The organism is Mogibacterium diversum (genome assembly GCF_938028775.1).
Taxonomy (GTDB): domain Bacteria; phylum Bacillota; class Clostridia; order Peptostreptococcales; family Anaerovoracaceae; genus Mogibacterium; species Mogibacterium diversum_A.
In genome coordinates, this window is the sequence record NZ_CALIZG010000024.1 from 60893 (window position 1) to 77021 (window position 16129).

The window sequence follows — 16129 nt, forward strand, 5'->3', positions numbered from 1 at the left end:
ATTAATTTCTATTACCCATTACTTTCTCTGGTTTCAGGCTGCCATCTTCTTTCATCAGGCAAGTTCCTAGAAAAGCACCTTCTTCATTATATAGTCTGTATATATCTTCAAAGAATTTTAGCTCATCCTCTGTGATATCTAAAATCCCTTTATCTACTAATCTATCTTTTTGTTGGTCAGCATCGCAGGCATCTTCATAAGTCATATAATACTTTCTTTCTATAGTTCTGCCATTAAAATAAAATGGCTCACTACCGTTTCTAAGTATAAGCTTTCTGAGATTAAAAATAGTAGATTCACCGCTGATGATAATGTCATCTAGTTCAGACTCACTCATCTCTAGCACCTTCTCTAGGTCATGTGATGCTTCATAAGTGAATACGCCGCTCTTCGTTCTCACAAGCCGCGTCATCGTCGCTCCAACTCCTAGCAATTCACCTATCTCAGAGCAAATACTCCTTATATAGGTACCCTTCGAACAAGTTACGGTAAAAGATACTTTTTTTGAAGCGATATCTATAGATTTAAATGTAAAATGCTTTATCTCTATATGGCGCTTTTTCGCTTCGATATCGATTTCCTGTCCTTCGCGAGCATACTTGTATAGAGGGCGTCCATTAACCTTGAGTGCCGAATATTTAGGTGGAATCTGTGTGATTGTACCCCTATATCTACAAGCAAGTAACTCGATATCCTCTGCTGTAATATCTTTAACTTCACGTTCTTCAAGCACTTCGCCGGTAATATCTAATGTATCTGTAATCTTACCAAGCTCTAATTCTGCTTCATAAGTCTTCCAATCGTGATCGTAATATTCAATGAGTCTCGTGTCCTTGCCAAAGCAAATAGGAAGAACTCCCGTCGCCATCGGATCGAGAGTTCCTGTGTGTCCAACTCGCTTGATTCCGAGCTTGCGCCTAAGTTTAGCTACCACATCGTGAGACGTGTAGCCCTCAGGTTTATTAATGTTTATAACACCGCTATTTTTCATCATTTGACCTAACAAGTTCAGCCTCGAGAGCTTTAGCAATCTCAGCTTTTGCTTCACATATAGTTCCTTCAAAAGTTAATCCCGCCGCACGAATGTGCCCGCCTCCACCAAAGCTCTTGGCAACACGTGCAACATTTGCATAAGATTTAGATCTTAGGCTTGCTCTAACAGTCTTATCGTCTATTTCCTTAAGAACACAAGCTATTTCAACACCTTCGATGCTCATGAGTTTCTGTATTATACCATCAGACTCATTCATCAATGTACCAGTTTCAATCAAGTGACCCTGAGTTACGGCGCTCATGATAATCCTACCACCACTAAAAGCTTCCATTTCAGAGATAACCCTGCCCTCAAGCTGAATTGCACCGAGCGACTTTCTATTATATAAAAGCTGCGCAATTTTATTACCATCAAAGCCCGGAACCTCATATATCTCACTCACGATTTTATGAGTTCTAGCAGTGGTATTTGAGTGCTGAAAGCTTCCTGTATCAGTGCTTATGGCAGCAAAAATACACTGTGCGATGCTTAGTGTAACTTCTGCTCCCGTCTCGCTCGCGATCAGATAGATGAGCTCAGCAGTTGCTGCGGAGCTCGGTTCGATGATTCCAAAGTTGAACTCTGTATCATTTTCCGACACCCCATGGTGATCGATTACCGCCTTTTCTCTAGCTCTATCAAAAACGGCCGCTCTTTCTCCTATCCTACTTCTGCTTCCACAATCCACAAGAATAGCAAGGTCATATTCATCAAATACATCATAATCTCTAGTAACCACACCGCTCTCTAGAAAATCCAGATTGCGAGGAGTTACATCGTCGGCAAGGACATAAGCCTCTTTACCAAAGCCGCGAAGCACGTGGCATAACGCAGCAGAGGAGCCAAGGCAATCCCCATCCATGTTTACATGAGGAAAAATCAAAACTTTGTCGTAATTATGAAGTTTTAAAGCTATTTCCTTATAAGTATTATTTGTCATTATTTATCTTTCCGGCTTATTTATCTCATCGATAATCTCATCAATATGTCTACCATATTCCATCGATGAGTCTACCCTAAAATTGAGCTCAGGAGCATGTCTAAGCTTTATGTCATGAGATATTTTAGTTCTGAATAGTCCCTTCGCATTATTGAATGCGCTTAGAACCTCTTTGCTAACTTCGTTACTATCTTCTCCGCTCAGCGTGAGAGGTGTGAAGAAGACGGTCGCATAACTTCCATCACTCGACACCTCAACAGCTGATATGGTGATTATCCTAGTAGAAAGTCTTGGATCCTTGATGCCATTAAGCAAATATCCTGAGATGCTTTTCTTAATTTCCTCACCGAGTCTCCCCTGTCTGTAATTCTTTCCCATGTTACCTCTCTATTTCCACCATGTGGAAGCACTCGATAATGTCCATAGGCTTGATATCATTGTATGCTTCAATTCCGATACCACACTCATAGCCCTGAGCTACTTCCTTAGCATCGTCCTTAAATCTGCGAAGTGAAGAAATCGTACCTTCATGAATTACGATACCATCTCTTACGAGACGAACCTGAGCATTTCTCTTAACCTTACCTTCAACGATATATGCACCGCCGATAATTCCGATGTTTGGAACCTTAAATGTCTCTCTTATCTCAGCCTTACCTAGAATTTCTTCCTTATACTCAGGATCAAGCATACCCTTCATAGCGTTCTGTACATCATCGATGATGTCATAGATTACACGATATGTTCTGATTTCAATCTCAGCATCATCTGCTCTCGCCTGAACTGCGGTCGTTGGCCTTACGTTAAAGCCTATAATGATAGCCCCTGAAGTTTCAGCAAGCATTACATCTGATTCTGTAACTGTACCAACACCTGAGTGAATTACATTTACTCGCACATCCTCAGTATCTAACTTCTCAAGCGATGAAATAATAGCACCAACGGAACCTTGTACATCTCCTTTGATGATTAGGTTGAGTTCCTTTGTCTCGCCTTCCTGAATCTGAGAGAAAAGTTTCTCTAGTGTAGTGCTTGCATTTTTTGCAAGTACATCTTCTCTCATCTTCTCCTGTCTGCTCTCTGCAATCTCTCTAGCAACCTTGTCATCCTTAACAGCATTGAATGAGTCACCTGCCATAGGAACATCAGAAAGTCCCAGTATTTCAACAGGTGTAGCAGGAAGAGCCTTTCTGATTGTTTCTCCCTTAAAGTTAGTCATCACCCTAATCTTACCTGATGTTGTACCCGCAACGACACTCTGTCCAGCCTTGAGAGTTCCATTGGTAACAAGTAGTGTAGCGATTGGACCTTTACTCTTGTCGAGTCTTGCTTCAATTACAGTTCCCATAGCAAGCCTGTCTGGATTTGCACGAAGCTCGAGAACCTCAGCCTGTAATAGAATCATTTCTAAGAGGTCTGTAATTCCCTCACCTTTCTTAGCCGATACTGGAACGCTTATTACATCTCCGCCCCAATCCTCAACAAGCACACCATGGTCAGCAAGGTCTTTCTTAACCCTATCAACATTTGCACCTGGCTTATCTATCTTATTGATGGCAACAATCATAGGAACGTTTGCTGCCTTCGCGTGGCTAATAGATTCTATTGTCTGTGGCTTAACGCTATCATCTGCCGCAACTACTAGTACAGCGATGTCAGTTACCTGCGCACCACGAGCTCGCATTGTAGTGAATGCTTCGTGCCCTGGCGTATCTAGGAAAACAATCTTCTTGCCATTGATCTTAACCTCAGAAGCACCAATATGCTGTGTAATACCTCCAGACTCACCAGCCGTTACATTGGTATTTCTAATAGCATCGAGAAGCGAAGTCTTACCGTGATCAACGTGACCCATTACTGTGATGATTGGTGCACGAGGCTTTAACTCGTTTTCCTTGTCCTCTCGTAGGTCAAGACCTTCTTCAACAACTTCTTCCTTCTCTTCTGTTACTACAACCTGCATCCCGAGATCTTCTCCGAGCATCTCAACGGTGTCTTTATCGAGAGTCTGGTTTACAGTAGCCATTATTCCAAGCTTCATGAGCGACATGATTATCTTGCTGACAGAAATCTCCGCCTGTTCAGCTAGACCAGCAACAGTAATCGGAACAGTCACAGCCACTGCACCTTCTGGAAGTAGTTCTTCGATTTCGATTTCAGGCTCAGTAACTTTTGGAGCCTTCTTCTTTCTGTGTTTAACCTGCTTCTCAAGGTTTCTCTCATCAAAGAAGCGCGACTTGCTGTTTTTTCCTTCACTGCGCTTTTCATGCTTGAACTTATCGCGATCTTTATCCTTATCCTTGTCAAAAAATTTCTTGCTCTTGCCCTTAGTCTGTGGCTTATCTGCCATAGGTGCATCTGCAGCAGCTGAACTCTGAGGTCTTGATGAACTTCTGCTCTGCTTTGAGTCAGAATTTCTGCTCTGTCCATCTTTCTTATCGTTCTTTCTGCCGCCACGCTCATCCTTCTTACTGTCCTTACGTCCGTCTTTGTCGGAAGACTTCTTGCGAGCAGGCTTTGGCTCTTCCTTAGGCGCTGATGATGCATCGAAAATCTTCTTGAAGCGCATTGGCTTGTTAGGAGCATTTTCATATGACTCCTCTTGTTTCTCTAGCTTTTTCTCTGGTTCTTTAGCTGATTCCTCACCTTTATTAGGCTTTCCTTCAGCCTTTTCAGCATCTTCATTTAACGCTACTGCCTTTTCTTTATTCGCTACCTTTGATTCTTTAACTTCATCGGATGGCTTTTCCTTAACAGCAGTTTTCTTTTTAGTAGTCTTAGGCTTGGCTTCTGCATTTTCCGCTTTCACCTCAGCTTTTACCTCTTTATCTACTGCCACCTTCACTTCTGATTTTGCTTTCACTTCATCAACTTCACCATCTGTAGATTCTGCCTTGCGTGGCATTGGCTTTCCTACTGGTGCCTTAGGTTTATGCGCAAAATCCTTGCTAATTATTGGAACGGCCTTAATTTTAGGCTTGTTGCTATTCTTATCGGATTTTGAATCCAGTCCCTTCAGTTTGCTAATTGTGTCATTCAATCTATCAGCGTCCTTCTGAGCGAGATTTGTGCGCTCCGACTTTACCTCGATGCCCATCGTATCAGCTGCTTTCTTAATATCCTGATATGACACACCGAGCTCTGTCATCAGCTCATTTACCTTTTTCGTCATCCGCTACCTCCTTGTTTTCTCTAGCATTTTTTCGAGAAGCTCGCTGAGGCTCTTATCATCAATCGCCTTCTTGTAAGCCCTGTTAAATGCTCTATTCTTACGGGCAGACTCTATGCATGACTCCCTTTTACATAGGTAAACGCCTCTGCCTTCGTCATTTCCCGTTATATCTTCATAGATTTCCACACCACGGCATGTAAACCTAAACATTTCTCTTTTTGGATGTGAACTCCTGCATCCAATGCATCTACGCATTGGCTCTCTGTTTTCATTTAGAGCCATACTTATGCTTCCGCATCTACATCATTTTCTACTTCAGCAGCTTCTGGATCAAGCGGAGCATCTGCAGGCACATCATCATCGATAAGCATGTCTACCGCCTGTCCATCCTGGTCTTCGTATTCATCAAAATCAAAGCCGCTGTCCTCAAGCTGTGACTTGCTCTTGATATCGATTTTCCAGCCACTAACCCTAGCAGCGAGCCTAACATTCTGTCCCTCCCTGCCTATTGCAAGAGATAACTGCTGCTCTGGAACCACAGCCGTTGCCATCTTTTCCTTTTCACTCACATAGTTGATATATACGCCTTCAACCTCAGCTGGTTTCAGTACATTGCTAATTAGCACAGCTGGGTCCTCGTCCCATACGATGATATCGATTTTTTCACCGAATAGCTCATCAACGATATTCTGAACTCTCGTACCTCTGTTACCAACACATGCACCGACTGGGTCCACGTTTTCGTCGTGTGAATATACAGCAATCTTGGTTCTTGATCCTGCCTCACGGGCTATGCCCTTAATCTCAACTGTTCCATCAGAAATTTCAGGAACCTCTAATTCGAATAATCTTCTTACGAGGCCTGGATGCGATCTCGACAGGAATATCTGAGGACCTTTTGTAGCCTTCTTCACGTCGATTACATAAACCTTTATTCTATCACCTACGTTAAAAGACTCCGTTTTAACCTGCTCCGACAGTGGGAGTATACCCTCAGAGTTACCAACCGACAAGAACATCGTTCCGTTGTTAATTCTCTCAATCTTAGCAGTGACAATTTCACCCTGTTTGTTAACGAATTCATCATAAGAATTGCGTCTCTCCGCCTCCCTGATTCTCTGCACAACAACCTGCTTTGCAGTCTGAGCAGCGATACGGCCGAAATCTTTTGGATCAACCTGATATTCGATGACATCACCAACTTCATATCTTTCATCATATGATCTAGCCTCTTCAAGCGATACTTCCATCATGTCATCTTCAACTTCTGATACAACTTCCTTGCTCATTAGAACGAGCACCTCACCATCCTCACGATCTACCAAAACTCTCACGTTTGGATAGTTTCCGTAGTTCTTCTTGTAAGCAAGCTCCACTGCATCTTCAATCGCAGTGATAATGTCTTCTTTTGAAATGTTTTTCTCACGCTCTAGTTCAGTGAGAGCATCCAGAAAATCTTTGTTCATTGAATCCTCCTAAAAAATTACTGCTAAATTAATCTTAGAAATTTGATCTGACGGAATAGCGACCTTACGTTCATCTATATCTATCGTAACTTCGCCTGCAGATTTGCCAATCAAAGTGCCCGTGAATTCCTTCCTACCATCGATTGACTTATACAGCTTCACCTCAACCTCTCTGCCTCTAAATCGATCAAAATCAGAAGGTTTAATCAACTCTCTATCAAGTCCCGGTGAGGAAACTTCGAGAGTGTAGCTTCTCTCGATAAAATCTTCTTCATCTAGCTTATCACTCAAAAAACGAGTAACGTCTTCGCACTCATTGATGTCTACGTACTCTGTATCACAGTCAATCGGCTTATCAAGGTAAACTCGAAGCTTCCAGTCCTTACCTTCCTTCTTATATTCAATATTGTATATCTCAAGCTGTTTTCCTGTAAGATACTCATTTAGCAAGTCTGCAATCCTTGCAGTAACATCTTGTTTAGCCATAATTCCTCCCGGAAAAGTCATAACATAAGTGAAAGAGTGGGTTGCCCCACTCTTTCGCTCTTTAACGTTCGCATACATAATATCATAAAATATTGCAAATTGCAAACTTTTCTACATATCAAAAATGGATACCTGTGCGCTATCCGGTAGTTCATCAAACACTCCGCATGCTTTGAGATCTTCGATATTGGTGCTTGAAAGTTTAGTCTTTCTCTGTACCTCATCTATGGATAAAAATGGACCTTCCTTGTATGCCTCAGCGAGTGAAATCGCAGCACTTCTTCCTACTCCAGAAACTGCCATAAATGGTATCTTAATCTTATCATCTACAACATTGAACATGCATGGATCAGATACACCTAGCTCTGGAAGAGAGAACTCACAGCCTCGAGATAGAAGTTCGTATATGACTTCATACACTACCTTGAGCTCTTTCTTTTTTGCGGCGCTGGTATCATCGTCTTCAGAGTTTAGTGAGCTTAACGCAGCTTTTGCCGCCTCTACACCTCCTCTAGCTACATTTACATCGAAGTTATCTATCTTGGTTGAAAGCCATGCGCAGTAAAAAGCACTTGGATAGTAAACCTTAAACCACGCCATTCTGAGTGCCATCATTACATATGCTGCAGCATGGGCTCTAGGGAATAGGTATTTGAGTGTCCTACAGGACTCAACGTACCAATCCGGCACACCATGCTCTTTCATGATATCGAGTTCCTCTGGCTTGAGCTCTTTGTTCTTACGCACAGCCTCCATGATTTTAAAAGCGTTACTCTTATCTACACCTTTGATCATCAGATAGTTCATGATGTCATCTCGACAAGATATAAGCTCGTCAATAGTTGCAACACCATTTTTTATTAGGTCCTCAGCATTATTGGTCCATACATCAGTACCATGCGAAAAGCCGGAAATCTTAATCAGAGCTGAAATTGTCTTTGGCTTTATTGCATCGAGCATCCCTCTGGTAAAGTTTGTACCAAACTCAGGTATACCATACGTGCCATGCTTGAATTCATAATCATCTGGATTGACAATATTTAATGCATCAATGGATGTAAATATGCTTAGCGTCTTCTTGTCAGCAATATCTATTCCAAGCGGATCAACACCGGTCATATCTTGCAGATGCCTAATCATCTGCGGCACATCATGTCCGAGTATATCGAGCTTGAGTAGGTTCTTATCAATCTTGTGATAGTCAAAATGAGTTGTTATAAACTCAGCATCTCTGTTATTTGCAGGTTTCTGAACCGGGCAGAATTCGAATATCTCTCTATCGGCAGGAACTACGATGATACCACCAGGATGCTGACCAGTGGTCCTCTTCGTCCCAGTACAGCCATTTGCAAGTACAAGTTCTTCTGAATTAGAGAAGCTCTTTCCAGTGTTTTCCTCGTATTTCTTCACATACCCAAAAGCTGTCTTCTCGGCGATTGTGGCAACTGTTCCAGCTTTAAAGATGTTCTCCTCACCGAATATTTCACCGACAAATTTATGGGCGACAGGCTGATATTCACCGGCAAAGTTGAGATCGATATCCGGCTCCTTATCACCATTAAATCCAAGAAATGTTGCAAACGGAATGTTCAGACCATTCTTGTTCATATTAGTTCCGCATTTTTCACATACTCTATCAGGCATATCAAAGCCGGTATCATACTTGTCCAGATGATCTGTAAACTTTAAATCATGGCACTTCGGACATATATAATGTGGCTCAAGCGGATTTACTTCAGTAATTCCTGCCATTGTAGCTGCAAATGAAGAACCTACCGAACCTCGACTACCTACAAGGTAACCGTCCTTGTTTGACTTTTCAACGAGAAGCTGCGCTGCAACATACATAACAGCGTACCCATTGCTTATGATAGAATTGAGCTCTGTATCGAGCCTATCCAGAACTTCCTTAGGGAGTGGATCTCCGTATATGCTCTTAGCCCTCGCATAGCACGATTCTCTTAGAGTCTCATCTGCTCCTTCGATGCTAGGTGGGCACTTCTCATCTGGCACTGGCTGAAACTCTTCGGTCATGGATGCTATAAGGTTAGTATTATCTATGACTATCTCCTTAGCCCTATCACCTAGATATTCGAATTCCTTGAGCATCTCGGCGGTAGTTCTAAGGTAGAGGGAGTTTGAGTTCGTATCATTGAATCCGACCATCGACATGACGATATTACGGTAAATAGCAGATTCTTTATCTGGATAGTGTGAATCTGTAGTTGCAACGACAGGCTTTCTTAACCTATCTCCTAGCTCAACGATCTTCATATTCATATCGATGAGGTCCTGCTTGCTCGTCACATGAGGATATCTATCGCTATTTATTAAAAAGTGATTGTTTCCAAGTGGCTGAATCTCTAAATAATCATAATATGATGCAACCTTGAGCAGCTCCTCATCTGAAGCACCTTTTAACACCGCTTGAAAGACTTCGCCAGCCTCGCATGCACTTCCAATAATAAGTCCTTCCCTATACTTATCTAAAACCTTTCTTGGAAGCTGCGGTCTTCTATAGAAATAGTCGATATGCGTATATGAAACTATCTTGTAAAGGTTCTTAAGTCCAGTAAGATTCTTGGCGATTAGGATTATATGATATGTATTTCGCTTTTTACTCAGATTAATATTGCCGCTCTCATCATACGCGTCATCATCTGGATAGAGATACCCTTCCATACCGTATAGAATCTTAATATTTTTTCCTTTTTTTGCAAGCTTCTTTGCTGTATTAGCAGCATCAGGAAATGACTGTACAACACCATGGTCAGTAATTGCTATAGCAGGCTGCCCCCATTCAGCAGCTTGCTTTACCATTTCTTCTACATCATTAAACCCATCGTTTTCACTCATTCTCGTGTGGGCATGTAGCTCTACTCGCTTTTGCCCATCATACGTTTCTTTCCTAGTGCTCTTTACAGATTTATTGATGCTATTAGCAATCATGACGTTCTCATGAATATACTCGTCATATCTAATATCACCCTGAGCGATTATCTCGTCGCCATTTGATACTAATTCATTAACTGCATCAAATTCTTGCTTACTCTTTATAAATGCCTTTACAGCAACAGCCTTCGGTCCTCTGCTGATCCTAAGCGTCATAACCCAGAAGTTCTTCTTCTTAGTATCCTTAATCTCTATTTCGAACACAGTTCCTGATACAGCAACCTTAGTTCGAGCACCAGAAATCTCTGCAAGATTCTCATAAGCAGTTTCAGCCATGGTAATTCTCTTGCCAAGTATTATCCCATTATTATTCATTTTTGGATTCTCAGCAGGCTTGCTATTTGCCCTTGATCCTTGTTGCTTGCTTTCTCCATAGCTCTCGTCATAGAAATAATTAAACTTAACATCATTTATATTTCCGAGTGATTTGATGAGTCTATCCCTCATGACACGCTCTAGTCTTGGCTTTACGTCAAAGTTTACGAGCATATCGAGTTCTAGCACTAATCCATCACTATCAAGAGATATGTTCTTGAAAGATAGTGTTAGCTCATCTGCAGGCTTACCAGCAGACTCACTTACCTCTTCTGAAGTCAGTATTCCATTAGGTACTTCAATCATCGATTAATTTTCTCCATCAATGCATTAATTCTTAGTCATATCATTCGACACTATATCAATAAGAGTAGGAATCAACTCGTCTTCAGGCACCTTTGCGATTATCTCTCCATGGGCAAATACAAGCCCTTCCTTGTTGCCACCGGCAATTCCGTAATCTGCCTCTCTTGATTCGCCCGGTCCATTCACTACACATCCCATGACCGCTATCTTGAGTGGCTTTAAACCGAGTAGCGCTCTTCTATCACCAATTTCTCTTAGGCTTTCTTCAGCTTCATTAGCCATCTCAATTAAATTGACCTCAGTTCTGCCGCAAGTCGGACATGAAACAATTTCTATGCTCTTCTCCCTAAGACCGACAGACTCGAGTATTTTACGTCCAAATATAACTTCATTTACCGGATCATCTGTAAGAGATACGCGAAGAGTGTCTCCTACTCCAGCGAGAAGCAATCCCCCGATCCCTACGGCCGACTTAAGCCTACCATTCTCAGGGGTTCCTGACTCAGTTATACCTATATGAAGAGGATGGTCTGTCATCTCCTTAACTAGCATGTGAGCGTCATAGTTCATCTTGACATTAGACGATTTAATAGATAGCACTAAATCATCAAATCCCATTCGCTCAATCTTGCTAAGAGTATCTATCGCACTCTCTGCGAGCGCAGCAGCTGTAACCCCACCATATTTAGCCAGTAGTTTTTTATCAAGCGAACCAGAATTAACTCCTACACGGATTGGAATTCCCTTGTTGCCAGCAGCTTCAACTACCTTAGCAACTCTATCATCGGCACCGATATTACCTGGATTGATTCTGATCTTATCTGCACCAGCCTCAATTGCCGCAAGTGCTAGTTTATAGTTAAAATGAATATCTGCTACGAGTGGCATCTCCGTCTCTTGACGTACTTTCGCAAACGATTTTGCCGCAGCTTCATCAGGAATCGCAACTCTTACTATGTCACAACCAGCAGATTCAAGTGCTTTAATTTGCGCAAGAAGTTTCTCGCTATCTCTTGTATCTACATTTGTCATCGACTGAATTGATACTGGTGCACCTCCGCCAATAAGAACTCTGCCGCATCTAACCTGTTTAGTCATACTACTACCTACCCATCTGTTAATGTCCCAATAACTTAGACAAATCTTGCCATGTGATAAGCACAAAAAGTGCCATGAGAATGGCAAATCCTGCTAAATGCATATATCCTTCCACCTTAGTAGAAATCATATTCCCAGTAATTTTTCTAATCAGAACAAATATAATTCTTCCACCATCGAGCGCCGGAAAAGGCAAAAGATTTATAATCGCCATATTTAGACTGATAAGAGCAACCAGATATAAATACGATAAAGTTCCAGTATGAGCTGTTTTGTTCACAAGGCCTGCCATTCCCACAGGACCTGTCACGCTATCTCTATCTATCCCCTTATGCACCATCTGCCTAAGCGCACCTAGCATCTGGCTGTTAAGATTCCAAGTGACCTTCACGCCTTGACCTGCACAAACAAAAACATTGTGTGATGCCCTAGATACTATACCGATTACTAGCCTTCCATCCTTGTCCTTAGTCGGTGTAATGGTATATGCATGATTCTTTCCATCACGCTCTACTACAACCTTCATCGCTTTACCGTCAGTATTCTTAGAGATTGTTGTCACAGTGTCTAACCATGATGACGTTTCTTTTCCATCTATAGATGTTATTCTATCACCAGCGACTAAACCTGACGTCGCTGCTGGCGAACCTGAAACCACCTTATCTAGGGTATTAGTCGGCACCCCAACATATATGGTTATTATAATCATCAAAATTAATGCGACAAGCACATTAACAGCAGCACCAGAAGCTAAAACAATTAATCTCTGCCAAGCTGGCTTATTGTTAAATGCCCCCTCTTCATCACTTTCTTCATTCTCCGCTTCCATCGCACAAAAACCACCTATAGGAATGGCTCTTAGTGAATATTTCGTCTCGCCCCTGTCTTTACTTGCGAGAAGTGGTCCCATGCCTATTGCAAACTCATTTACTTTGATATGAAAGATTTTAGCCGTTATCAGATGCCCAAATTCATGAGGAACTGTGATTATCATGAGCATCAATATTGTCAGAATTACCGTTAGTATCATATAAATCACTTTTACTTAAAGAGCTCTTTTGCCCTAGCTCTCGCTTCCTTATCAATCTCTAAAATATCTTCAATCGTCTGTGGTTTCACCGACTTATGTTCATCCATCAATCTGCGAAGCGATCTCTGTATGTCGAGAAAATCTATCTTACCATCTAGAATCATCGCTACGAGCTCTTCATTTGCACCATTAAGCAGTATTGGATAACTACCCCCTTTTTCAATAGCCTCATATGCCATAGATAGGCATTCGAACACATTTGTATCAGGCTTTTCAAAGCGGAGTGTTGAACCTTCCGTGAACATGTTTAAGCTCTTACCGGAGTAATGAAGCCTACTTGGATATCCAAGCGCAAGGCTTATCGGAATTCGCATGTCTGGAAGCCCGAGTTGTGCGATAATCGAAGTATCATCAAACTCTACCATCGAGTGAACGATGCTCTCTGGATGAACATGAACGTCAATCTTATCGGGCTCTATATCAAAAAGCCATCTTGCTTCAATAACTTCTAACCCCTTATTCATCATTGTAGCTGAATCGATGGTGATTTTACGCCCCATGCTCCACTTCGGGTGATTTAGTGCTTCCTGTAAAGACACCTTCTCAAGCTGCTCCAGGCTATATCCTCTAAATGGTCCACCAGAAGCCGTGAGTAAAATCCTCCTCACCTTTCTTCCGCTATTCCCTTCTAAGCATTGAAAGATTGCACTGTGTTCACTATCCACTGGGAGTATTTGTACGCCTTTCTCAGAAGCAAGTTTCATAATCAAACTACCCCCTGCAACAAGTGTCTCCTTATTAGCAAGTGCGATATCCTTTCCCGTCAAAATTGCCTCATAAGTAGGTGCCATACCACTTATTCCCATCAAAGCATTGAGTACGATATCAGCATCAACCTTAACAATTTCTCTTAATCCATTGTCACCAATATTCACTTCAATAGCAGGAAAAGCCGCACTCACTTGTGCGGCTGCTTCTTTATTTCCAACGCATACAGCTTCTGGTTTAAATTCCTGAATCTGTTCTATCAGACTATCTATCCTGTTTTTGCAAGTTAGCGCCACAACCTTGAACTTATCTGGATTCTCTCTAACTATATCCAAGGTCTGAGTTCCAATTGAACCCGTACTACCGAGCAAAATTATTCTCTTTATTCCCATTTTTCCTATCTACCCTTAATGAATAAAAAATACCGAGAAATAATATACAAAAGGTGCAACGAAAAGCACACTATCGAATCTATCTAGTATTCCGCCATGACCAGGTATTATTTTGCCATAGTCCTTAATTCCCATCTGTCTTTTAAATGCAGAAGCCGTTAAGTCTCCAGCCATCGATACCGCACCACCGAGAACACCAATAATCGCGCACTGCACTACGATATCCGGCATGACGAAGTAACCAAATAGAGCAGAAAAAATCGATGCCCCTGCGAGTCCTCCAATTGCCCCTTCAATTGTTTTCTTCGGGCTGAGGTTAGGTGCCATCTTATGCTTTCCAAATGCCATACCTGAAAAGTACGCCATAATATCAGCTCCAAATGCAGCTATTAAAACGAGCCAAGTTAGATGTTTATATCTAGATGCATCAATAAGCACTATGAAATATGGAAATAGCACAACATATACTATACCTGTAAGTGTAGCGATTGAATCGCTAATTCCGCGACTCTTGATATCCCATCCATAAACTAGGCTCGCCATAACTGAAGCAACAAGCCAAACTCCAACAAAATCCGATACATTGCCAAGTGTAAGGTATCCCGCATATAAGATAACGGCCATAGCAATGGCAATCTTACGCGAAGGTCTAATATCACAGGCATTGAATCCATCAAAGAATTCTTTTACTCCAATTACCGATATTAGGAGCGCGGCTCCTACAAGCCAGATACCACCAAAATAAAGTACTGCGAGCAGCGGCAACATCACTAGTGCCGAGATAATTCTAGTTTTCATTACTTATCTTCCTTTTCTCTCCCGCCAAATCGCCTCTTACGATGTGAGAATTTCTCAATCATAGCCGTAAACTCTTCTGGTGAATAATCTGGCCACAGTGTGTCAGTAAACATCATTTCACTATAAGCAGCTTGCCAGATTAAGAAGTTTGACAGTCGTTCTTCACCACTCGTTCTTATGATTAAATCTGGATCAGGAATATTCTTATGCAGGACACCAGTATACAGATGATTTGATACCTCATCCTCTGTCACATCAACCGAAATCCCTTCATCTGCAAGAGCCTGTCTATCAATTATAATCTCGTTGATAGCCTTAACAATCTCATCTCTACCGCCGTAATTTAATGCAATATTGAATACGAGTCCATCGTTACCCATTGTCTTGTCAAGTAGTTCATCTATCGCTCTTACGGAATCGCCTGGTAGCATATTATAGTCACCAAGTATGTTGATACGAACATTATTCTTAATAAGCTCTTTTAACTCTGAATCCACATATTTAATTATAAGCTTAAATATACCAGAGACCTCTTCTGTACTACGCTTCCAGTTTTCCGTAGAAAAAGCATAAACTGTTAGGTACTTAATTCCAAGATTTGAAGCGGTGATAACTATCTGTTTCATCGCTTGCATACCTGCATTATGCCCGAATAGACGAGGTCTGTTCTTGCTCTTAGCCCATCGCCCATTACCATCCATAATAACAGCTACATGCGTGGGTAATTTACCAATCTCTAACATCCTGTAACCTCATAAAAAGCAAACGTGACCTAGGCCACGTTTGCTAAGAATTATACTTCCATTACTTCCTTGTTTTTACTTTCAATGATAGCATCGATTTCCTTAACAGCCTTATCTATCTTTTTCTGAACATTATCCAGTTCACTCTTGCAGTCATCTTCAGTAATTTCATGTGCCTTCTCTTGCTTTTTAAGCTCTTCGTTTTCCTCACGTCTTATATTGCGCACTGCAACTTTTGCATCCTCTCCAAACTTCTTGACATGTTTAATCAGTTCCTTGCGTCTCTCCTCAGTTAGTTGCGGAATTGTAAGTCTGATTACCTTTCCATCATTGGATGGATTTAAGCCTAAATTCGCTTCATTTATAGCATGCTCAATATCCCCAATTGAACTTGCATCAAAAGGTGCAACCATGAGTGTGCGTGGATCTGGTGTTGTGATGTTGGAAAGTGACTTTAGAGGAGTCGGTACTCCATAATAACTAACCATTACCTTGTCGAGAAGTGCTGGATTTGCTCTTCCTGCTCGAACTGTGTTCAGGTTCTCTTTAAGAACGTTTTTAGTAACTTCAATCTTCTCTTCTAAGCTCTTCTTAGCCATGATTTCCTCCGTGATAGTTAATATAAATTTT

Annotated in this window: 14 protein-coding genes; all 14 read right to left on the reverse strand. The window is 41.6% G+C overall.

The genetic code is table 11. The annotated features are described in order from the left end of the window. Position 1: 1 nt before the first annotated feature. The 14 genes from truB to frr all read right to left on the reverse strand — a co-directional run bounded on the left by truB (position 2) and on the right by frr (position 16098). Complete coding sequence (gene truB / locus Q7O90_RS07265) at positions 2-991, reverse strand: tRNA pseudouridine(55) synthase TruB (protein ID WP_304128982.1); 990 nt, start codon at positions 989-991, stop codon at positions 2-4. Further along, positions 981-1973: a DHH family phosphoesterase gene (locus tag Q7O90_RS07270; protein WP_304128984.1), complete on the reverse strand. Its 993-nt coding sequence runs from the start codon at positions 1971-1973 to the stop codon at positions 981-983. The genes truB and Q7O90_RS07270 overlap by 11 nt, the downstream gene beginning before the upstream one ends. Before the next feature lie 3 nt (positions 1974-1976). Next, positions 1977-2351: a 30S ribosome-binding factor RbfA gene (gene rbfA, locus Q7O90_RS07275; RefSeq protein WP_304128986.1), complete on the reverse strand. Its 375-nt coding sequence runs from the start codon at positions 2349-2351 to the stop codon at positions 1977-1979. Position 2352: 1 nt separating this feature from the next. Then, positions 2353-5145, reverse strand: a complete 2793-nt coding sequence (gene infB / locus Q7O90_RS07280; protein ID WP_304128988.1) for a translation initiation factor IF-2 — start codon at positions 5143-5145, stop codon at positions 2353-2355. Positions 5146-5148: 3 nt separating this feature from the next. Next, a complete protein-coding gene (locus Q7O90_RS07285) occupies positions 5149-5427 on the reverse strand; it encodes a YlxR family protein (protein WP_304128989.1) in 279 nt (92 codons plus the stop codon). A gap of 2 nt (positions 5428-5429) precedes the next feature. Then, positions 5430-6611 (reverse strand): transcription termination factor NusA, encoded by a 1182-nt coding sequence (gene nusA / locus Q7O90_RS07290; RefSeq protein ID WP_304128991.1) that lies wholly within the window; start codon positions 6609-6611, stop codon positions 5430-5432. A gap of 9 nt (positions 6612-6620) precedes the next feature. Continuing rightward, positions 6621-7097 carry a ribosome maturation factor RimP gene (gene rimP / locus Q7O90_RS07295; RefSeq protein ID WP_304128993.1) on the reverse strand — a complete coding sequence of 159 codons (477 nt, stop codon included), beginning with the start codon at positions 7095-7097 and terminating at the stop codon, positions 6621-6623. 111 nt (positions 7098-7208) lie between these two features. Beyond that, the gene (locus Q7O90_RS07300) at positions 7209-10670 is read right to left on the reverse strand and encodes a PolC-type DNA polymerase III (protein ID WP_304128995.1); all 3462 of its coding nucleotides are present in this window, start codon (positions 10668-10670) and stop codon (positions 7209-7211) included. Positions 10671-10694: 24 nt separating this feature from the next. Continuing rightward, positions 10695-11768 (reverse strand): flavodoxin-dependent (E)-4-hydroxy-3-methylbut-2-enyl-diphosphate synthase, encoded by a 1074-nt coding sequence (ispG, locus tag Q7O90_RS07305; protein WP_304128996.1) that lies wholly within the window; start codon positions 11766-11768, stop codon positions 10695-10697. 19 nt (positions 11769-11787) lie between these two features. Next, entirely contained in the window at positions 11788-12798 is a 1011-nt protein-coding gene (gene rseP, locus Q7O90_RS07310; RefSeq protein WP_304128998.1) for an RIP metalloprotease RseP, read from the reverse strand. A gap of 11 nt (positions 12799-12809) precedes the next feature. Then, positions 12810-13958, reverse strand: coding sequence for a 1-deoxy-D-xylulose-5-phosphate reductoisomerase (locus tag Q7O90_RS07315; protein WP_304129000.1), 1149 nt, complete (start codon positions 13956-13958; stop codon positions 12810-12812). A gap of 15 nt (positions 13959-13973) precedes the next feature. After that, positions 13974-14756 (reverse strand): phosphatidate cytidylyltransferase, encoded by a 783-nt coding sequence (locus Q7O90_RS07320; RefSeq protein WP_106056999.1) that lies wholly within the window; start codon positions 14754-14756, stop codon positions 13974-13976. Beyond that, positions 14756-15499, reverse strand: coding sequence for an isoprenyl transferase (locus tag Q7O90_RS07325; RefSeq protein WP_304129003.1), 744 nt, complete (start codon positions 15497-15499; stop codon positions 14756-14758). Before Q7O90_RS07325 ends, Q7O90_RS07320 begins: the two co-directional genes overlap by 1 nt. Before the next feature lie 50 nt (positions 15500-15549). Further along, on the reverse strand, positions 15550-16098 hold the full coding sequence (gene frr, locus Q7O90_RS07330; protein WP_106057001.1) for a ribosome recycling factor: 549 nt from the start codon (positions 16096-16098) through the stop codon (positions 15550-15552). Positions 16099-16129: the final 31 nt, after the last annotated feature.